This window comes from Stutzerimonas marianensis (assembly GCF_022810315.1).
In the GTDB taxonomy this organism is placed as follows: domain Bacteria; phylum Pseudomonadota; class Gammaproteobacteria; order Pseudomonadales; family Pseudomonadaceae; genus Stutzerimonas; species Stutzerimonas marianensis.
The window spans coordinates 143,610-163,362 of record NZ_JALGRD010000006.1; the positions used below are offsets into that span (position 1 = coordinate 143,610).

General features: G+C 62.9%; 19 protein-coding genes and 1 tRNA gene. 11 read left to right on the top strand and 9 right to left on the bottom strand.

The window, feature by feature from the left end; genetic code table 11:
- Window positions 1–8: 8 nt before the first annotated feature.
- From secD to queA, 4 genes are all read right to left on the bottom strand, one after another.
- Window positions 9–1,877: a protein translocase subunit SecD gene (gene secD / locus MST27_RS12175; protein ID WP_243606208.1), complete on the bottom strand. Its 1,869-nt coding sequence runs from the start codon at window positions 1,875–1,877 to the stop codon at window positions 9–11.
- Window positions 1,878–1,945: 68 nt separating this feature from the next.
- The gene (yajC, locus tag MST27_RS12180) at window positions 1,946–2,275 is read right to left on the bottom strand and encodes a preprotein translocase subunit YajC (RefSeq protein ID WP_243606209.1); all 330 of its coding nucleotides are present in this window, start codon (window positions 2,273–2,275) and stop codon (window positions 1,946–1,948) included.
- Window positions 2,276–2,316: 41 nt separating this feature from the next.
- Entirely contained in the window at window positions 2,317–3,432 is a 1,116-nt protein-coding gene (gene tgt, locus MST27_RS12185; RefSeq protein WP_243606364.1) for a tRNA guanosine(34) transglycosylase Tgt, read from the bottom strand.
- Window positions 3,433–3,446: 14 nt separating this feature from the next.
- Entirely contained in the window at window positions 3,447–4,496 is a 1,050-nt protein-coding gene (queA, locus tag MST27_RS12190; protein ID WP_243606210.1) for a tRNA preQ1(34) S-adenosylmethionine ribosyltransferase-isomerase QueA, read from the bottom strand.
- Window positions 4,497–4,613: 117 nt separating this feature from the next.
- On the opposite strand from queA, the gene MST27_RS12195 reads away from it, so the two are divergent.
- The 3 genes from MST27_RS12195 to MST27_RS12205 all read left to right on the top strand — a co-directional run bounded on the left by MST27_RS12195 (window position 4,614) and on the right by MST27_RS12205 (window position 5,917).
- Window positions 4,614–4,700: transfer RNA gene (locus MST27_RS12195), tRNA-Leu, on the top strand.
- Between the two features lie 409 nt (window positions 4,701–5,109).
- A complete protein-coding gene (locus MST27_RS12200) occupies window positions 5,110–5,322 on the top strand; it encodes a cold-shock protein (RefSeq protein WP_014853413.1) in 213 nt (70 codons plus the stop codon).
- Between the two features lie 97 nt (window positions 5,323–5,419).
- Window positions 5,420–5,917, top strand: a complete 498-nt coding sequence (locus MST27_RS12205; protein WP_243606211.1) for an RDD family protein — start codon at window positions 5,420–5,422, stop codon at window positions 5,915–5,917.
- A 25-nt stretch (window positions 5,918–5,942) separates the two neighbouring features.
- Here MST27_RS12205 and lptG read toward each other — a convergent pair whose 3' ends face one another.
- Both lptG and lptF read right to left on the bottom strand, forming a co-directional pair.
- Window positions 5,943–7,004 carry an LPS export ABC transporter permease LptG gene (gene lptG, locus MST27_RS12210; protein WP_243606212.1) on the bottom strand — a complete coding sequence of 354 codons (1,062 nt, stop codon included), beginning with the start codon at window positions 7,002–7,004 and terminating at the stop codon, window positions 5,943–5,945.
- Window positions 6,997–8,118 (bottom strand): LPS export ABC transporter permease LptF, encoded by a 1,122-nt coding sequence (gene lptF, locus MST27_RS12215; RefSeq protein WP_243606213.1) that lies wholly within the window; start codon window positions 8,116–8,118, stop codon window positions 6,997–6,999. The genes lptG and lptF overlap by 8 nt, the downstream gene beginning before the upstream one ends.
- Before the next feature lie 170 nt (window positions 8,119–8,288).
- On the opposite strand from lptF, the gene MST27_RS12220 reads away from it, so the two are divergent.
- The 8 genes from MST27_RS12220 (at window position 8,289) to rlmF (ending at window position 18,039) form a co-directional block, all read left to right on the top strand.
- Window positions 8,289–9,782, top strand: a complete 1,494-nt coding sequence (locus MST27_RS12220) for a leucyl aminopeptidase (RefSeq protein WP_243606214.1) — start codon at window positions 8,289–8,291, stop codon at window positions 9,780–9,782.
- Between the two features lie 13 nt (window positions 9,783–9,795).
- Window positions 9,796–10,215, top strand: a complete 420-nt coding sequence (locus MST27_RS12225) for a DNA polymerase III subunit chi (protein ID WP_243606215.1) — start codon at window positions 9,796–9,798, stop codon at window positions 10,213–10,215.
- Between the two features lie 102 nt (window positions 10,216–10,317).
- Entirely contained in the window at window positions 10,318–10,692 is a 375-nt protein-coding gene (locus MST27_RS12230; protein WP_243606216.1) for a DNA polymerase III subunit chi, read from the top strand.
- A 143-nt stretch (window positions 10,693–10,835) separates the two neighbouring features.
- Complete coding sequence (locus tag MST27_RS12235) at window positions 10,836–13,670, top strand: valine--tRNA ligase (protein ID WP_243606217.1); 2,835 nt, start codon at window positions 10,836–10,838, stop codon at window positions 13,668–13,670.
- Window positions 13,671–14,003: 333 nt separating this feature from the next.
- Window positions 14,004–15,386 (top strand): sodium:proton antiporter NhaD, encoded by a 1,383-nt coding sequence (nhaD, locus tag MST27_RS12240; RefSeq protein ID WP_243606218.1) that lies wholly within the window; start codon window positions 14,004–14,006, stop codon window positions 15,384–15,386.
- A gap of 54 nt (window positions 15,387–15,440) precedes the next feature.
- On the top strand, window positions 15,441–15,737 hold the full coding sequence (locus tag MST27_RS12245; protein WP_243606219.1) for a winged helix-turn-helix domain-containing protein: 297 nt from the start codon (window positions 15,441–15,443) through the stop codon (window positions 15,735–15,737).
- 97 nt (window positions 15,738–15,834) lie between these two features.
- Entirely contained in the window at window positions 15,835–17,004 is a 1,170-nt protein-coding gene (locus MST27_RS12250; protein ID WP_243606220.1) for a YbfB/YjiJ family MFS transporter, read from the top strand.
- 45 nt (window positions 17,005–17,049) lie between these two features.
- Window positions 17,050–18,039, top strand: coding sequence for a 23S rRNA (adenine(1618)-N(6))-methyltransferase RlmF (rlmF, locus tag MST27_RS12255; protein ID WP_243606221.1), 990 nt, complete (start codon window positions 17,050–17,052; stop codon window positions 18,037–18,039).
- Between the two features lie 17 nt (window positions 18,040–18,056).
- On the opposite strand, the gene MST27_RS12260 is transcribed toward rlmF, so the two are convergent.
- The 3 genes from MST27_RS12260 to MST27_RS12265 form a co-directional block, all read right to left on the bottom strand.
- Complete coding sequence (locus MST27_RS12260; RefSeq protein ID WP_243606222.1) at window positions 18,057–18,248, bottom strand: hypothetical protein; 192 nt, start codon at window positions 18,246–18,248, stop codon at window positions 18,057–18,059.
- A gap of 149 nt (window positions 18,249–18,397) precedes the next feature.
- Window positions 18,398–18,520 carry a hypothetical protein gene (locus MST27_RS22440; protein ID WP_275973196.1) on the bottom strand — a complete coding sequence of 41 codons (123 nt, stop codon included), beginning with the start codon at window positions 18,518–18,520 and terminating at the stop codon, window positions 18,398–18,400.
- Complete coding sequence (locus MST27_RS12265; RefSeq protein ID WP_423704515.1) at window positions 18,520–19,731, bottom strand: MFS transporter; 1,212 nt, start codon at window positions 19,729–19,731, stop codon at window positions 18,520–18,522. The genes MST27_RS22440 and MST27_RS12265 overlap by 1 nt, the downstream gene beginning before the upstream one ends.
- Window positions 19,732–19,753 lie beyond the last annotated feature (22 nt).

Sequence of the window (19,753 nt, forward strand, 5' to 3'; positions counted from 1 at the left end):
CTAGCCCCTTAAATCCACAACTTCTTGAGATCGCGGCCGCCATAGATCAGGTTGACCATGGCGCGAGTCACGATGATGGCCGTGAACATGGACGTCAGGATGCCGAGCGACAGCGTGACAGCGAAGCCCTTGATCGGGCCAGTGCCCATCGCGAACAGGATGCCGCCAACCAGCAAGGTGGTCAGGTTACCGTCCACGATGGCCGAGAAGGCGCGATCGAAGCCCTCATGAATGGCGCGCTGGATCGACATGCCGTTGGCGATCTCCTCACGTATCCGCGAGAAGATCAGCACATTGGCGTCCACCGCCATCCCCATCGTCAGCACGATACCGGCGATACCCGGCAAGGTGAGTGTCGCACCGAGCAGCGACATCAGCGCCGTGAGCACGACCATATTGAACAGCAAGGCAACGGTGGCCAGGATGCCGAAGAACTTGTAAATCACGACCATGAACAAGGCGACAAAAAGGAAGCCCCACATCGCTGCCTGGACACCTAGCCGGATGTTTTCGGCCCCCAGGCTCGGGCCGATTGTACGCTCCTCGGCGAAATACATCGGTGCAGCCAGACCACCAGCACGAAGCAGCAATGCCAGCTCCGACGACTCGCCCTGCCCGTCGAGGCCGGTGATACGGAACTGACTGCCCAGCGCGGACTGGATGGTCGCCAGGCTGATGATCTTCTTTTCTTCCTGGAAGGTCTCGATGGGCACTTCCTTTTCGACGCCTTCCACGGTCTGCTTGACGTACCGCGTGATCGGACGCTGCTCGATGAAGATCACCGCCATGCTGCGCCCGACATTGGTACGGGTGGCACGGTTCATCAGATCACCACCATGCCCATCGAGGCGAATGTTGACCTGTGGGCGACCGTTTTCATCGTAGCTGGCCTGAGCATCGGTGACCTGGTCACCGGTGATGATCAGATTGCGCTCGAGCTGAACGGGCGGTCTCCCCTCCTCGCGAAATTCGAAGGTCTCGGTGCTTGCCCGGGACGCATCGGGTTCGGCGGCCAGGCGAAACTCCAGATTGGCCGTCTTGCCCAGGATCCGCTTGGCTTCGGCGGTGTCCTGCACGCCCGGCAGCTCGACAACGATGCGGTTGGCGCCCTGCCGCTGCACCAGCGGCTCGGACACGCCCAGCTCGTTGACACGGTTGCGCACCGTCGTCAGGTTCTGCTTGATCGAATACTCGCGAATCTCGGCCAGTTTGGCCTCGGTGAGCGCCAGCCGTAGCACTTGCTGACCGTTACGCTCGACCGTCGTCAAGTCGAAATCGTTGAAATTCTGTCGGATCAGCGACTGGGCGCGCTCCAGGGTCTGCGCATCGGCGAAGCCGAGCTGCACGGCGCTGTTGGCCTGCGGCAAGCTGCGGTAACGAACACGCTCCTTGCGCAACAGCGTCTTGACCTCACCCTCATAGACGTTGAGACGCGTCTCGATGGCTTTGTCCATGTCGACTTCAAGCAGGAAGTGAACGCCGCCGGAAAGGTCCAGGCCGAGCTTCATCGGGCTGGCGGACAGGTTGCGCAGCCACTCGGGCGTCGTCGGCGCCAGGTTGAGCGCCACGACATAGGCGTCGCCCAGGGTCCGCCGTACGACGTCTTTCGCGGGCAGCTGATCGTCCTGCTCGACGAGCCGCAACAAACCACCGCGGCCATCTTCGCTCAGGCTCATCGCCTTGACCTCGATACCGGCATCGGCTAATGCCGAGCGCGCACGATCGAGATCGGCTTCGGTGACGTTCAATGAGGTGGCAGCGCCGGTGATCTGAACGGCCGGATCATCCGGATACAGGTTCGGCGCCGAATAAATCAGGGCGATGCCGAGCACCACCACGATCAGCAGGTATTTCCAGAGAGGGAATCTATTGAGCATGACGCAGCCCGTCTAATGACGCGGGGCGCCTTGCGCGCCCCGTCGTTTGATATTGAGAAGAAGTCAGCTCAGATGGCTTTCAGCGTGCCTTTGGGAAGCGTTGCGGCAATGGCCACCTTCTGGAACTTCAGCTCAACCGAGTCGGAAACTTCGATCACCACGAAATCGTCGGTCACCTTGGTCACCTTGCCAGCGATACCACCTGAGGTCACGACCTCGTCGCCCTTCTGCAAGCCGCCGATCAGATTCTTGTGCTCCTTGGCACGCTTGGCCTGCGGGCGCCAGATCATCAGATAGAAGATGACCAGGAAGCCGACCAGGAACAGCCACTCGAAACCGCTACCGGCGGGACCGGCGGCAGCCTCCTGGGCATGGGCGGCGGGAATCAGAAAGCTCATGTAGCACTCCTGTTGCAGAGATCAGTTAGTTATAGGAATCGTCAGGCAAGCGGCGGCGTTGGCAGACCGCGCTTGGCATAGAAGGCGTCGACAAAGGCAGCCAATGTACCCTGTTGAATAGCGTCGCGTAAACCGGCCATGAGCCGCTGGTAATGCCTGAGGTTGTGGATTGTATTCAACATGCTGCCAAGCATTTCGCCACACTTGTCCAGATGGTGCAGATAAGCCCGGGAGAAGTGTTTGCAGGTGTAACAATCGCAGCCGGCATCGAGCGGAGAATCGTCGAAACGGTGCGTGGCGTTGCGGATCTTGACCACCCCGCTATCGGTGAACAGATGCCCGTTACGTGCGTTCCGTGTCGGCATCACGCAGTCGAACATGTCCACGCCGCGGCGCACACCCTCGACGAGATCCTCGGGCTTGCCGACACCCATCAGATAACGCGGCTTGTCGGCCGGCATCGCTGGCGGCAGGAAGTCGAGTACACGGATCATCTCGTCCTTGGGCTCACCAACCGAGAGCCCGCCGATCGCCAGGCCGTCAAAACCGATGTCGCTCAACCCCTCCAGCGAGCGCATGCGTAGCGACTCGTGCATGCCCCCCTGAACGATTCCGAAGAGCGCAGCAGGATTGTCGCCATGCGCAACCTTGGAGCGCTTCGCCCAGCGAAGCGACAACTCCATCGAGCGGCGCGCGACGTCTTCGTCGGCCGGGTATGGTGTGCACTCGTCGAAGATCATCACGATGTCGGACCCGAGATCCCGCTGCACCTGCATCGACTCCTCCGGCCCCATGAACACCTTCGCACCATCCACGGGCGAGGAGAAATACACCCCCTCCTCCTTGATCTTGCGCATCGCACCCAGACTGAACACCTGGAAGCCACCCGAATCGGTGAGGATTGGCCCCTGCCACTGCATGAAGTCGTGCAGGTCACCGTGCGCCCTGATCACCTCCGTTCCCGGCCGCAGCCACAGATGAAAGGTGTTGCCCAGGATGATCTGGGCACCGATCGATTCGATGTCGCGCGGCAGCATGCCCTTGACGGTGCCGTACGTGCCGACAGGCATGAACGCCGGGGTCTCGACAGTGCCTCGGGGGAAGGTGAGTCGTCCGCGCCGCGCCCTCCCGTCGGTCGCGAGCAGCTCGAAAGACATATGACAGGTACGACTCATCGGGAATCCTCGGGACCGCGTGCGGCGGGGTTGCGCGTGATGAACATGGCATCGCCATAACTGAAGAAGCGGTAGCCGCTGGCGATCGCCTCGGCATAAGCCGCCATGGTCTCCCGATAGCCCGCGAACGCGGACACCAGCATCAGCAGGGTCGACTCGGGAAGATGGAAATTGGTTACCAGGGCATCCACGACGTGGAACGGCTTGCCCGGGTAGATGAAGATATCGGTGTCTCCGCTAAAGGGGGCAAGACGGCCGTCGCACGCCGCGCTTTCCAGCGAGCGGACGCTGGTCGTGCCCACCGCGATGACGCGACCGCCCCGGGCGCGGCACGCCAGCACTGCATCGACCACCGCCTGGTCCACTTCGAGCCATTCGCGATGCATCTGATGCTCTTCGATCCGATCGACTCGCACCGGCTGGAAGGTCCCGGCCCCGACATGCAAGGTCACGAATGCCGTTTCGATTCCTTTGCCGCGCAAGGCCTCGAGCAGCGCCGCATCGAAATGCAGTCCGGCAGTGGGTGCCGCCACCGCACCGGCACGCTCGGCATAGACGGTCTGGTAGCGTTCACGATCAGCCGTGTCGTCCGGCCGGTCTATATAAGGAGGCAACGGCATGTGCCCAACCCGCTCGAGCAGCGGCAGGACCGGTTCGGAAAATTCGAGTTCGAACAACGCATCGTGCCGGGCCAGCATCGCTGCCGCCCCACCTCCATCGATCAAAATCTCGCTGCCCGGCTTGGGCGACTTGCTCGAACGCACGTGCGCGAGAACCCGGTGCTCGTCCAGTACGCGCTCGACCAGCACTTCGACCCGGCCTCCCGAGGCCTTTTGGCCATAGAGCCTCGCCGGAATGACCCGGGTGTTATTGAAGACCATCAAGTCGCCCGGACGAAGGTAGTCGAGCAAATCGGCAAAGCCGCGGTGAGCCAACTGGCCGGTCGGGCCATCGAGCACCAGGAGCCGGCTGGCGCGACGCTCGGCCAGCGGATGCCGAGCGATCAGCTCATCAGGCAGATCAAAGGAAAAATCGGAAACTAGCATTGCAAGTGGTCGGCACGGCGTTCAGAGAGGGCGCAAAGCTTAGCGGAAAGCCTGGACGCTGACCAACATAGACGATTGACCGGCTCCTGCGGCATCCCTATACTGCGCCGCCACTGTGCCTCGATGGCGGAATCGGTAGACGCAGCGGATTCAAAATCCGCCGTTGGTAACAACGTGAGAGTTCGAGTCTCTCTCGAGGCACCATGACTCAAGTCCGGAGACAGACCTCGTCTTCGGCCACGGTCGCAAGCGCAGTAGCGGCCCTGAGCGGAATGAAGGTGCGCCCATCCTTCCGCCCCGTTCGACCTTTCGGCAAACCATGCGAAGCGGTCGACGCAAGACAACCGAATACATTCGTAACATCCATGAAAACGCGCATGAAAAGCGCGGTTTGCAGTGGGCAGATTCTATGACTCCGAGGGCTTGGCATCGCCTGGCGAGTTATCGTAGAGTGTGCCCACTGTGTTTGCATGGGTCGCCGTTGAATCGTGACCTGGTGCAGTAGATCCTTTTGATTTGCTACATCCCGTTCGACTCTTTACTCCTTGCAACCAGTCTCCGCCTCCTGCTTTGCAGAGGCGTTTCTACTATTGAGTTTCAAGGATACAGCGCTATGTCGAATCGTCAGAACGGTACCGTCAAGTGGTTTAACGACGAGAAGGGTTTTGGTTTCATCACGCCTGAGAGCGGTCCGGATCTGTTCGTGCACTTCCGCGCGATCGAAGGCAACGGCTTCAAGAGCCTGAAAGAAGGCCAGAAAGTCAGCTTCATCGCAGTGCAAGGTCAAAAGGGCATGCAGGCTGACCAGGTTCAAATCCAGGAATAAGCCTCCGCTCCGAAAAGCCCCTGATGGCGACATCAGGGGCTTTTTAATGCGTGCAATTCCGTAGAATGCGCGCCCGCCCTTCTCGCGAGACAAGCTGATGCGCAACCACCTGCTCAAGCCCCAGGGACAATTCCCGGCCGCCGGACTGATTCGCCGGCTTGCCGCACTCTTGTACGACACCTTTCTGTCGATTGCCCTGATGATGGTTGTGACCCTGATCTATCAGCAGGTCATTCTGCGTGCGATCTACGGCGGGGACGCGCTGAAGACCATGGCAGAGGCCGGCGGCCTCGACATCGACCCCATTCTGTCCACCCTGCTGCTGTTCGCCCTGTTCGGCTTCTTCGCGAAGTTCTGGACGCACAATGGGCAAACGCTCGGCATGCAGGTCTGGGGCGTGCGCATTCAGAACGCCGATGGCAGCGCAATCGACCTGTGGCAGGCGTTGCTACGCTTCCTCCTCGCGATCATTTCCTGGGCGCCGTTGGGGCTCGGCTATTGGTGGATGCTCTGGGACAAGCAAAAACGGACTTGGCACGATATCTATTCGGAAAGCCAGGTAGTTCAGCTACCGAAGAACATCCACAAGAAGTGATCTGCCCGGAGCCGAGCGGGCAGCCTCAGCCCGCCCGACGCAACAGGATCATGCCAGCCACGGCGCAAATGGCTGCCGGTACCGCCACCGCCAACAAGGGTGAGAAGCCGAATACCTGACTAGCCGGACCCAGCAGATCCTGCAGAATCCGGAACACGAAACCGACAACGACCCCCGTAAATATGCGCTGGCCCAGCGTGACCGAACGCAGCGGTCCGAAAATGAAGGATATCGCCAGGAGCACCAACGCCACCGTAACGGCCGGCTGCAGCACCTTGGTCCAGAACGCGAGCCAGTAGCGGCTGTTGTTGAGCCCCTGCTCCCCAAGGTAGTGGATGTACCGCCAGAGACCGGTGACCGACAGCGCATCCGGTTCCATGACGACCGTACCCAGCAGTTGCGGCGTCAGCTGCACGTCCCAACGTTCTTCCTCTGCACGAACCACCTCGGTGTGATCACCACGAAAGTGCGTCGTGGAGAGGTCGATCAGCTGCCAATGGTCCTCCTGATACAGCGCTCGGCGTGCGAAACTCGCTGATAGCAACTGGCGCTGGTCGTCGAACCGGTAGCGGGTCACGCCCAGCAGCGTTCCATTGGGCTGCACCGCATTGATGTGGACAAACTCGTCGCCCTGACGATGCCAGAGCCCACGCTTGCTGCTCTGCGCTTCCCCCGCACCCTGAGCCGAGGCCCGCGTTGCCTGGGCGATGTTTTCGCTCCAGGGCGCCACATACTCACCGATCAGCACACCGACCAGCATCAACACCAGCATCGGTTTCATCACAGCCACGACGATGCGCCCCAGCGATACGCCAGCCGCGCGCATGATGGTCAGTTCACTGCTGCTGGCCAGTGTCCCGAGTCCAATCAGACAGCCGATCAGCGCGGACATTGGCAGCATTTCGTAAACGCGCGATGGCGTGGTCAGCAACACATAGAGCGCCGCGTCCAGCGAGCCGTAGCCCCCCTTCACGTCACCGAGTTCGTCGATGAAGGCGAACAGCAGCGCCAGGCCGACGATGATGCCCAGTACCGTAAGGATCGCCAGCAGTACGTTGATGCCGATATAACGATCGAGTTTACGCATGGCCCACCTCCGCGGCAGCGCGACGCCGGCGCAAGGCCAACTGGAGCGGTTCCCAGTAGATCAACAGCAACCCCAGCACAAAGAACAGCCCGTGCACCCACCACAGGCCGAGCGCAACAGGGATACGCCCTTTGTCCAGCGAACCACGCGCCGCGATCAGCAACGCCAGATACGCCATATAGAGAAGGATTGCCGGCAACAGCTTCAAAAACCGCCCCTGCCGCGGATTGACCCGGGACAAAGGCACCGCCAGCAGCGTCACGACGAACACCAGCACCGGCAGGGAGACGCGCCACTGCAGCTCGGACTGCAGGCGGACATTGTCGCTACCAAGCAACTCGCGCGTAGGCATCGCCTCGCGCTCGCTCAGCTCGACACTCACCTCGGGCTTCGGAAGCAGGACGCCATAGGTGTCGTACTGGATCGCCCGATAGTTCGCCTGACCAGGATTGCCGTCATAGCGGTAACCGTTTTCCAGTATCAGATAACGACTTCCGTCCGGCTGGATTTCCTGCCGACCACGCTCGGCAACCAGCACCGACAGCCCGCGCTGCTCGCCCGAGGCGCTGGAAAGATTGGTTTCAGAGATGAACACACCGGCCAGTTCGGTCCTGTCGGCGGTCAGCTCGCGTGTATAGGTCACCCGGGTGCCGTCGCGCAGGGTCTGAAAACGGCCCGGCACGAGGGTGTCGAATTCGGTCAGCGAATCCTGTTCGTTGAGAATGCGATCGACCTCGGCCACGCCCTGCGGTGCCAGGCCCAGGCTCAACCAGCCAACCAGCATCGCAACCAGCGTCGCCGGGCCGAGGCTGTAGACGAGCAGGCGACGCTGGCTCATGCCGGTGGCCGACAGCACGGTCATTTCGCTGTCCAGATAGAGCCGTCCGTAGGCGAGCAGGATGCCGAGAAACAACCCCAGCGGGAGGATCAGCTGCAGGAAACCGGGCAACCGGTAGCCCATGATCATCAGCAGCACGCCGGGATCGAGCACGCCTTGCGCCGCCTGCGCCAGATATTTGATGAAACGACCGCTCATGATGATCACGAGCAGCACCGCACTGACCGCGCTCAGGGTGACCAGCAGCTCACGGGACAGGTAACGAAAGACGATCAAACCGGACACTCCAGGGTTGTCAGGCTCCAGCGGCTGCGCTCAAACTAGCCGCCAAGTAGCCGGTCCGCACGCAGCGAGGGGTTGCCAAAACACCCCGCGCGACGAACCACCGGAAAATGAGCCCGGCATTATCCTGCAAACCCGACTCTTTGTCTTGGGGACCTGACGCCATGGAATTCGCTGTAAAGAACACCAAAGCCGCCGCGACCAAAACCGCCACGCTGATCCTGCCGATCGGCGAGGACCGGACGCTGGGCCCGGTTGCACAAAGTGTGGACCAAGCCAGCAACGGGGCAATCAGTGCAATCCTCAAGCGTGGCGACCTGCAGGGCAAAACGGGTCAGACCCTGCTGCTGCATGGCCTACCCAACCTGAAAGCGGAACGGGTACTGCTGCTGGGCACTGGCAAAGCCGACGAGCTCGACAGCCGCCAGTGGCGCAAGGCCGCAGCCGCCGCGCTGGCTGCAATCAAGGGTCTGGGCGGCGGGGATGCCGCCGTCGCGCTACAGGATGTGCGCATCAAGAATCGTGATGAATACGCACGTGCCCGCATTCTGGTCGAGGTGTTGGCCGATGGGCGATATGTCTTCGACCAGTTCAAGAGTAAGAAGGCCGATGTCCCCGCCTTGCGCAAGGTCACCCTGCTCGTGGACAAGGCCGAGCAGACCCAGGCGGAGCTTGCGGCGCGCCATGCCAGCGCCATCGCCGCAGGCATGAGCCTGACCCGCGACCTGGGCAATCTGCCGCCGAATGTCTGCCACCCCAACTACATGGCCGATCAGGCCAAGCAACTGGGCAAGGCCTTCAAGGGGCTCAAGGTCGACGTACTGGACGAGAAAAAGCTGCGCGAGCTGGGAGCCGGCTCCTTCCTGGCCGTATCTCAGGGCAGCGAGCAGCCAGGTTGCATCGTCGTCATGCAGTACAACGGCGGCAAGAAAGGCGAACAACCCTATGCGCTGGTCGGCAAGGGCATCACCTTCGACACTGGCGGCATCAGCCTCAAGCCCGGGCTGGGCATGGACGAGATGAAGTACGACATGTGCGGTGCCGCCAGCGTACTGGGCACCTTCCGTGCTGCGCTCGAATTGCAGTTGCCGATCAATCTCGTCGGGCTGCTCGCCTGCGCCGAGAACATGCCAAGCGGCAACGCCACACGCCCCGGCGACATCGTCACGACCATGAGCGGCCAGACCGTTGAAATTCTCAACACCGACGCCGAAGGCCGACTTGTGCTCTGCGACACCCTCACCTATGCCGAGCGCTTCAAGCCCCGCGCCGTCATCGACGTTGCCACGCTCACCGGTGCCTGCATCGTGGCACTGGGGAGCAACACCTCCGGCCTGCTCGGCAATAACGACGAACTCGTTCAGCAAGTGCTGGGGGCGGGACAGAAAGCAGACGACCGCGCCTGGCAGTTGCCGCTGTTCGACGAATACCAGGAACAGCTGGACAGCCCGTTCGCCGACATGGCCAACATCGGCGGTCCGAAAGCCGGCACCATTACCGCGGCGTGCTTCTTGTCGCGCTTCACCAAGGCGTACCCCTGGGTTCATCTGGATGTTGCCGGCACCGCCTGGACCAGCGGCGGCAAGGAGAAAGGCGCCACCGGTCGCCCCGTACCGCTGCTGATGCAGTACCTGCTGGACCGGGCGGGCGAGGCGTGAGAACGGAGGGCGCATGACCCGCATCGAGTTCTACGTACTGGCGGATGGCGAACCGGCGAGCCGTGCCCGAGCGGCCTGCCAATTGGCGAGCAAGGGCTGGCAGCACGGCATGCCCGTGTTCATCCGCTGCCAGGACGCCAGCCAGTGCGAAGCGCTCGACACGCTGCTCTGGAGTTTTCGCGCCGAGCGTTTCGTCCCGCACGAGCTGCACGAGCATGATCCGCATGCACCCGTAGTGATCGGCATCGACGAAGCACCAGCCGTGCCTCAGGGACTGCTGGTCAACCTTTCGTCGAGCCTTTCACCACATGTCGACCAGTTCAGCCGCGTGATAGAGATCGTCAACCAGCAACCGGAGCTGCTGACCGTTTGCCGGGACAATTTCCGCCTCTATCGGCAGCGCGGCTATGATCCCAAACGGGTCGAACTCTAGCGAACCCTCGACGCGGACCTGCCGCATCGAACAGAACGATGTCGCCAGGCAGGGCGACAGAGCGTTGTCACAGCCAGGACGCTCAATCTCCCGGAACCTTAGATGACCCAGACTTACCCTCAGAAACCCACCCAGTTGCTCGACGACCTGGAATCAATCCGTGCATTGCTCGGTGACCACGAACCCGAGCGAGTGAGCGAGGCCGTCGACCCCGACAGCATCCCGCTGCTGTCCGAGGTGGTCGAGCGGGCACCTGAACGTGCGAGCCCGCACGAAGCCGAGCCCGAACCGCGCGAACCGGCCGTGCGCACGGCCTTCCGTACCCTGGCCGAGCGCCATCTCGACCATGAGCTGCGCAACGCGGCGCAGCTCATCCTGCAGGAAGTCATCGATGACTTCGTACCCCAGATCGAAGCGGAACTGCGCCAGCGCCTGGAAGCGCGCGCCGCGCAACTGATCAAGTCCCAGCGGCCCTGACCGCCCTCCCGATCCGACGCGGCGGCTGTCACAGCGCCCCGGGGCACGCGTGACAGAAAAGCGCCATAGCGGTTCCGCCGCTCTGCTACTTTGCCTTTATACTTGCCCGCTTTTCCGATTAGCCGTTCTAAGGGTCCCGCCGCATGGACAAGACCTACCAGCCGCATGCCATCGAAACCTCCTGGTACCAGACCTGGGAATCGAACAACTATTTCGCACCCCAGGGTTCGGGCGAGCCCTACACCATCATGATCCCGCCGCCGAACGTTACCGGCAGCCTGCACATGGGTCATGGCTTCAACAACGCCATCATGGACGCGCTGATCCGCTGGCGTCGCATGCAGGGGCGCAACACCCTCTGGCAGCCCGGCACCGATCACGCCGGTATCGCCACGCAAATGGTGGTCGAGCGGCAACTCGGCGCTCAGGGCATCAGCCGCCACGACCTGGGCCGCGAGAAGTTTCTCGACAAGGTATGGCAGTGGAAGGAAGAGTCCGGCGGCAACATCACCCGCCAGATCCGCCGCCTCGGCTCCTCGGTCGACTGGTCGCGTGAGCGCTTTACCATGGACGACGGTCTGTCCAACGCGGTGAAGGAGGCCTTCGTCCGCCTACACGAAGACGGCCTGATCTACCGCGGCAAGCGGCTGGTCAACTGGGACACCAAGCTGCATACCGCGATCTCGGACCTCGAGGTCGAAAACCACGACGAAAAAGGCCACCTGTGGCATCTGCGCTACCCCCTGGCCGAGGGCTGCCGCACGGCTGATGGCAAGGACTATCTGGTGGTCGCCACCACCCGCCCGGAAACCGTACTGGGCGATGCCGCGGTTGCCGTGCATCCCGCGGACGAGCGCTACAAGGACCTGATCGGCCGGCACATCATGCTGCCGCTGGTCAATCGCCTCATCCCGATCGTCGCCGACGACTACGTCGACCTCGAGTTCGGCACCGGTTGCGTGAAGATCACCCCGGCCCACGACTTCAACGACTATGAGGTCGGCAAGCGCCATCACCTGCCGCTGATCAACATCTTCGACCGCAACGCGGCAATCCTGGCCCGGGCGCAAGTGTTCAACATCGACGGCACGCCCAACGACCGGATCGACCCGAGCCTGCCGGACGGCTATGCCCACATGGACCGCTTCGATGCACGCAAGGCCATCGTCGCCGAGTTCGAGGCAATGGGCCTGCTGGAGCAGATCGACGACCACGCATTGAAAGTGCCGCGCGGTGATCGCTCGGGCACCATCATCGAGCCCTGGCTGACCGACCAGTGGTACGTCTCGACCAAGCCGCTGGCCGACAAGGCCATCGCCGCCGTGGAAAGCGGCGAAATCCAGTTCGTGCCCAAGCAGTACGAGAACATGTACTTCAGCTGGATGCGCGATATCCAGGACTGGTGCATCAGCCGACAGCTCTGGTGGGGCCACCGCATTCCGGCCTGGTACGACGAAGCCGGCAACGTCTATGTCGGCCGCGACGAACAGGAAGCGCGCCGTCGATACAACCTGGGCAACCAGGTCAACCTGCGCCAGGACGAGGACGTGCTCGACACCTGGTTCAGCTCGGGCCTGTGGACATTCTCCACCCTCGGCTGGCCGGAGCAGACCGACTTCCTCAAGACCTTCCACCCGACCGACGTGCTGGTCACGGGCTTCGACATCATCTTCTTCTGGGTCGCCCGGATGATCATGCTCTCCACGCACCTGACGGGGCAGATTCCGTTCAAGACGGTCTACGTGCACGGTCTGGTCCGCGATGGCCAGGGGCAGAAGATGTCCAAGTCCAAGGGCAACGTGCTCGACCCGCTGGACATCGTCGACGGTATCACCCTCGACGCGCTGCTCGACAAGCGCACCAGCGGCATGATGCAGCCCAAGCTGGCCGAGAAGATCGCCAAGCAGACCCGCGCCGAATTCCCCGAAGGCATCGCCAGCTACGGCACCGACGCCCTGCGCTTCACCTTCTGCTCGCTGGCCTCCACCGGCCGCGATATCAAGTTCGACATGGGCCGCGTCGAGGGCTATCGCAACTTCTGCAACAAGATCTGGAACGCGGCGAACTTCGTCTTCGAGAACACGGAAGGCAAGGACACCGGCGTCAATGGCGAGCCCGTCGAACTGTCCTCGGTCGATCGCTGGATCATTTCGGCCCTGCAGCGCACCGAAAGCGAAGTGAACCGCCAGCTCGAAGCCTTCCGCTTCGACCTCGCCGCCCAGGCGCTGTACGAGTTCATCTGGGACGAGTACTGCGCCTGGTACCTGGAGCTGGTCAAGCCCGTACTCTGGGACGAGACCGCCAGTGCCGAACGTCAGCGAGGCACCCGCCGCACCCTGGTACGCGTGCTGGAAACCGCACTGCGCCTGGCGCACCCCTTCATGCCTTTCATCACCGAGGAAATCTGGCAGCGCGTCGCACCGCTGGCGGGCAAATCCGGGCCGACCCTGATGCTGCAGCCTTGGCCGGAATTCGATCCGGAGCGCCTCGATGAGGCCGCCGAGCAGGATATCGAATGGGTCAAGGCGTTCATGCTCGGCATTCGCCAGATTCGCGGCGAGATGAATATCTCGATGGCCAAGCGCATCGACGTGGTGCTCGGCAACGCCAGCGAAACCGATCGCCGTCGCCTCGCCGACAACGAACCCTTGCTGAAGAAGCTGGCCAAGCTCGAAAGCGTGCGCATCCTCGTAGCGGGTGAAGACGCGCCGCTGTCGGCGACCGCACTGGTCGGCGACATGCAGGTACTGGTGCCCATGGCCGGCCTGATCGACAAGGATGCGGAGCTTGCCCGCCTCGACAAGGAAATTGCCCGCCTGGATGGCGAAGTGAAGCGCGTCGGCGGCAAGCTGGGTAATGCCGGGTTCGTCGACAAGGCGCCTGCCGAGGTGATCGAGAAGGAGCGCGCCAAGCTCGCTGAAGCCGAACAGGCAAAAGCGCGGCTGGTCGAGCAACGCGAGCGCATCGCCGGCTTGTGACCGAGAAGGCCAGCACTCCAGGTGCTGGCCTTTTTGCATGCCCCTTTGCACTTGATCGATGACAAGTAAAACCCGTGGCGGCCGATACACTATGCCGCACGGAAACGAACAATTAGCAGGCAGGCCGGATATCGCAAAGCGCTCCAGGACATGAAGTTAGGCAGTGCCGGCGACTCGTTGCCCCACGCCATCCAGGTTCCAACGCCGGCGTCAGCCTTCGTGCCGCGGTTCAGCTTCATCTCGTTCAGCCTATTGCATCGCTCGGGCCTGCCATCACCGAGCTGACGCCCCCACGGGCGCGCCGGTCTGGTTTCTCAATCTGGAGACCCTCCGATGTACGCACTCATGGCTGTCGTATTCTTCATCGGCTACCTATGCATAGCCTTGGAACACCCGCTGCGGATCGACAAGGCGGCCCTGGCGATCCTCACCGCTGTCTTGTGCTGGACGCTGCTGGTGCTCGGCGCCGACTCGATACTCCCGCTTGTACAAGGCGGCGATGCGGTCGCGGCGAGTGCCTCGGAGACCGTCGTCGAATCCCTCAGACACCACCTGGGCGAAATCTCGGAGATCCTGTTCTTCCTGCTCGGTGCCATGACCATCGTCGAGCTGATCGACTCCCACGAAGGCTTCAAGGTCATCACCGACCGCATCCAGACGCGCAAGCGTGTTCATCTGCTGTGGATCATCGGTTTCCTGACCTTCTTCCTCTCCGCCGCGCTGGACAACCTCACCACCACCATCGTGATGGTCTCGCTCTTGCGCAAGCTGATCCGTGGGCGCCCCGAACGCTGGCTCTTTGTCGGCGTCGTGGTCATCGCGGCCAACGCCGGTGGCGCCTGGTCGCCGATCGGTGACGTAACCACCACGATGCTCTGGATCGGCAACCAGATCACCGCCTCGGGTGTCATCGTCGGGTTGTTCTTGCCGAGCCTGGTCTGCCTGCTGGTGCCACTCTTGATCCTCAGCTTCCGCATGCGGGGCGAGGTACCCCGCCCAGCCGCTCGCGCCCACCTGGCCGAGTCGAACCCACCGGAGACCACGCCGTTCGAGCGCAACCTGGTACTGGCGCTCGGCCTCGCGGCGCTGGTCTTCGTGCCCGTGTTCAAGACCGTCACGCACCTGCCCCCCTACATGGGCATCCTCTTCGGTCTCGGCGTGCTCTGGGTTACCACCGAATTCCTTCACCGCGACAAGGAGCACGAGCACAGGCATCCGCTATCGGTGGTCGGCGTGCTGCGCAAGGTCGACACGCCAAGCGTGCTGTTCTTTCTTGGCATCCTTCTGGCGGTCGCGGCGCTGGCCACGGCCGGGCATTTGACTCAGGTTGCCGTGGCGCTGCGCGACTCGCTGGGGCACATCTATCCGATCAACTACACCATCGGCTTGCTCTCGGCCGTGGTCGACAACGTACCGCTGGTCGCCGGCGCGATGAAGATGTACCCGCTGGTCAGCCCAGCCGCTCTGGCCTCCGCTGCGCCAGCCGATGCCAACTGGTTGTCTCAATTCGTGGTCGACGGCAATTTCTGGGAGATGCTTGCCTACTGCGCCGGTACCGGCGGCAGCACGCTCATCATCGGCTCGGCCGCCGGGGTCGCCGCCATGGGCATGGAGAAGATCAGTTTCACCTGGTACGTCAAGCACGTCAGCCTGCTGGCATTTCTTGGCTATACCGCAGGCGCCGTGGCCTACATCGGCATACTCGCGCTGCGCTGACCCGTCCCCGCCCGTCGTTGCGACGGCCGGGCGGTTCTCTACAAGGAGTTCGCGATGACCATCAGCAAAACCAAGAGCAGTTTTTACCGTCGCCTTTACGTGGCCTGGCTAATCGACAGCGCTACCGCAAGCAGCGTGCCCGAGCTGATGGCAGCGACCGGAATGCCAAGGCGCACGGCGCAGGATACCCTGGCCGCGCTCGCCGACCTGGATATCGACTGCCGCTTCGCCCAGGAGTCTGGCGAGCGCCACAATGCCGGCCGTTATCGCATCCATGACTGGGGCGCCGTCGACCCTCGCTGGATCGAGCGCAATCTGTCGAAGATCAAGGAAACGCTCGGCTACCCGTGAGTCATCGAACAGGGAGCCTCTCAGCCATCCGTAGCGTGGTCCATTCCGGCGCACACCGCTAAGCTGTCTCTCTTCCTGCCGCATGGTCTGCCTCTCGATGCCCCAACGCCCTGCCCTGTTCCCGGTCCTGCTCGCCGGTGCGACCCTGCTTCTCGTTGTCCACGGACTCGGCCGTTTCATCTACACGCCCCTGCTGCCCTGGCTCGTCGAAGACGGCCTGCTGAGTGTCCAACAAGGTGCGCGCATCGCCAGCTGGAACTACCTGGGTTATCTGATCGGCGCCCTGCTCGCCCTGCGCTGGCATCGTGTCGCGCAGATCCGCCTCAGCCTGCCGTGGGCATTGGGGCTGCACATACTCAGCTCGCTGGCGCAAACGCAGGCGGAATCGGCGGACACGCTCTCGGCGCTGCGCCTGCTGAATGGGATCAGCAATGGCCTGGTGTTCGTCCAGGCGCCCTCGCTGATCCTCGAATGGCTGGCGCGCCAGCAGCGTGTCTCCTCCAGCGGGCTGGTTTACCTGGGCGTCTGTGTCGGTCTGGTTCTCTCCAGTGTGCTGGTCAGCCTGAGCGATGGCCTGCTGGTTGATGCCGATCGCTGGTGGCCAGCGGCACTGCTGTCCGTTCCCTTGGCTTGGTGGGGCTGGCGTCAACTATCGCAGCTGGACCTGCCGATCGAAACAGCACCCGACCCGACCGCGAAGGTGCCCAGCGGAAGGCTGCTCGATCGCGCCAGCACGCCTCTGTTTCTGTCCTACGCCGGGGCCGGCATGGGCTACATCCTGCCGATGACCTTCCTGCCGATGGTGGCGCGCCTGCAGGTCGAGCCTGGCGATTTTCTCGTCGACAGCAGCTGGCTGGTGGTCGCGCTTGCGACGCTGCCCTCGCCCTGGTTGTGGAATAGGCTCGGCGCAGTGCTCGGCGATACGCTCGCGTTGCGGTTGAGCTATGTCGCTCAGCTGCTTGGTGTCCTGGGCGCACTGCTGATACCGGGCGCACCCGGCATACTGCTGTGCGCCGTGCTGGTCGGTGGCACCTTTCTCGGCACCGTGCTGCTGACCCAACGCCTTGCCCGGACTCTGCACCCGCATCAGGGGCCGCGGCTGTCCGCTGCTCTGATCGCGCTCTACAGCCTGACCCAGCTGGCAGGGCCCTGGCTGACCGGCGTCTGGCTGGGCATGGGCGGCTCGCTGCACTCGGCGTTCTGGCTGGGCGCGGGGGCCTTGCTCTGGGGCTTGGGGTGGATGCTACTGGTGCCCCGCCGCCGCTGAAAGCTGTGGGACAATGCGCGCTTCTCATCACATCAACGCCTGACCATGCCCGCCCCGAAACCACCCGTACCGCCCGCTGGCGGCAACCCCGGCCTGCATCCGCGCAATCGGCACAGCGGTCGCTACGATTTTCCGAAGCTGATCGCCGGCTGCCCGGAGCTGGCGCCATTCGTCATTCTCAATCCCTACGGCAAGCAGAGCATCGACTTCGCCAACCCCGATGCCGTGCGCGTCTTCAACCGTGCGCTGCTCAAACAGTTCTATGGCATCGCCCACTGGGACATTCCGCCCGGCTACCTCTGCCCGCCAATCCCCGGACGCGCCGATTACCTGCATGGGCTGGCCGACCTGCTCGCCGAGCAGAATGGCGGCGAGATTCCGCGCGGCAGCAACATACGCGCGCTGGACATCGGCACGGGAGCGAACTGCATCTATCCGTTGATCGGCCAACGTGAGTACGGCTGGCGCTTCGTGGGTTCGGACATTGACGCTACGGCCCTCGCATCGGCCCGGGCGATCCTCAAGGCGAATCGCCTGGAAAAGCGGATCGAGATACGCCAGCAGCACAACTCCCGGCTGATATTCACCGGCCTCATCGAGCCGGCCGATCGGTTCGACATCACGCTGTGCAACCCGCCGTTCCACGCATCCGAGGCCGAAGCCAGCAACGGTAGTCGGCGCAAGTGGCGCAACCTGGGCAAGCTGGACCCCAAACGCAAGCTGCCGGCGCTGAATTTCGGTGGGCAAGCAGCCGAGCTTTGGTGCGAGGGTGGAGAGGCGGCCTTCATCGCGCGGCTGGCTGAAGAAAGCCATGGTGTCGGGCAGCAGGTCTGCTGGTTCAGTACGCTGGTTTCGAAAGGTGCCAACGTGCGCCCGCTACAGGCGCGACTCGCCACCCTCGGCGCGCAACAGGTGCGCATCTTCGAAATGGCCCAGGGACAGAAGCGCAGTCGTTTCGTCGCCTGGACCTTTCAGGATCATGACCAGCGCGCGCTGTGGCGCACCGATCAATGGAAGGCGGCCAACCCGGACTGAGGCATCCGGGCCAGGGTTCAAACCGCGATATCCCAGTGCTGCCGATCTTTCAGTGCCAGCGTTTGGATATAGCGCGGTTCGCCATTGATTTCCTCGAGCTCGGTCATGCCGGCCAACTCCCCGACCACGCGGTAGCGCTTGCCGACGCGCTTGTCCTGCAGGGGGTAAAGCTGAGCGATCTGTTGGGCGAGTTCGGTAAGGGTGGACATCGTTCTGCTGCTCCAGGTAACTGCATGCCGCAGCTTTTTACAGGGCTCTGATGACGGTTCTGCGACAGCTTTGTTTCGTCTCGCTTGTTTGGAGCCAGCGACATCGAATTGATTCCGCACCAAGCGCAAAAAACCGACCGAGCCGCCGATCAGCAGATCCCGACGCCCAGCTGCATCAAGGCCAGGCCACCGCGCTGCCAGCCCCACCAGGCGGCCATCAGGACGATGGCGAAGAACGCAAGGCCGCCGAGCCAGAGCCCATGCCTGCTCATCACGCGGCCCCTGCCGCCAGTCGCACCCGGTCGACCGGCTGTTCCCGGATCGGCCAGTTGAGCGCGGCAGCCATCAGGCTGAGCGCGATCGAGATCTGCCAGACGAGGTCGTAACTGCCGGTCCGGTCATAAACCCAACCGCCCAGCCAACCACCAAAGAACGAGCCGATCTGGTGGAACAGGAACACGATGCCGCCGAGCATGGACAGGTTGCGCACACCGAACAACGTGGCCACCGTCCCGTTGGTCAGCGGCACCGTCGACAGCCACAGCAGCCCCATGGCGATGCCGAAGGCATAAGCCGTCCAGAGCGTCAGCGGGGCAAAGAAGAACGCAGCGATCACCACGCCGCGCAACAGGTAGAGCGCCGTCAACAGCTTCGGCTTCGAATAGCAGCCGCCCAGCCAGCCGGCCGTGTAGGTCCCCACGATGTTGAACAACCCGACCAGTGCCAGCACCGTGGTCCCGGCCATCGCCGGCAGCCCCTGATCGACCAGGAAGGCCGGCAGGTGCACCCCGATGAAGACCACTTGGAAGCCGCAGACGAAAAAACCCAGCGCGAGCAACCTGAACCCTGAATGCCCCACCGCCTCACGCAACGCCTCACCGAGCGATTGTTGAGGTCCGGACACCGGTGCGGCCGGGCCGCTGCGCAGCATCAAGGCCAGCGGCACGATCATCGCCACCAACAATCCAAGCGCGAGCAGAGCCGAGGACCAACCCAGCCAACCGATCAGCCCGAGCGTACCCGGCAGCATCGCGAACTGACCGAACGAACCCGCCGCGCTGGCGACACCCATGGCCATGCTGCGCTTTTCGGCCGGCACGGCACGGCCAACCGCGCCGAGGATTACCGAGAACGACGTGCCCGACAGCCCAAGTCCGATGAGCAAACCGGCACTCAGGGACAACGACGCGGCTGTCTCGGCCCCAGCCATGAGGGCCAGACCGATCGCATAGAGCACGCCGCCGATCACCACCGCCCGAACCACGCCGAAGCGGTCTGCCAGCGCTCCGGTGACCGGCTGCGCCAGCCCCCAGATGAGGTTCTGCAGGGCGATGGCGAACGCAAAGACTTCACGCCCCCAGCCGAATGCCTCACTCATCGGCGGCAGGAACAGGCCGAAGCCGTGCCGCGTCCCCAGAGACACCGCGAGGATCAGCGAACCGCCCAGCAGGATCCAGGTACTGTTGCGCCACATCGTCATCATCGACACATCCAGCAAAGAAATG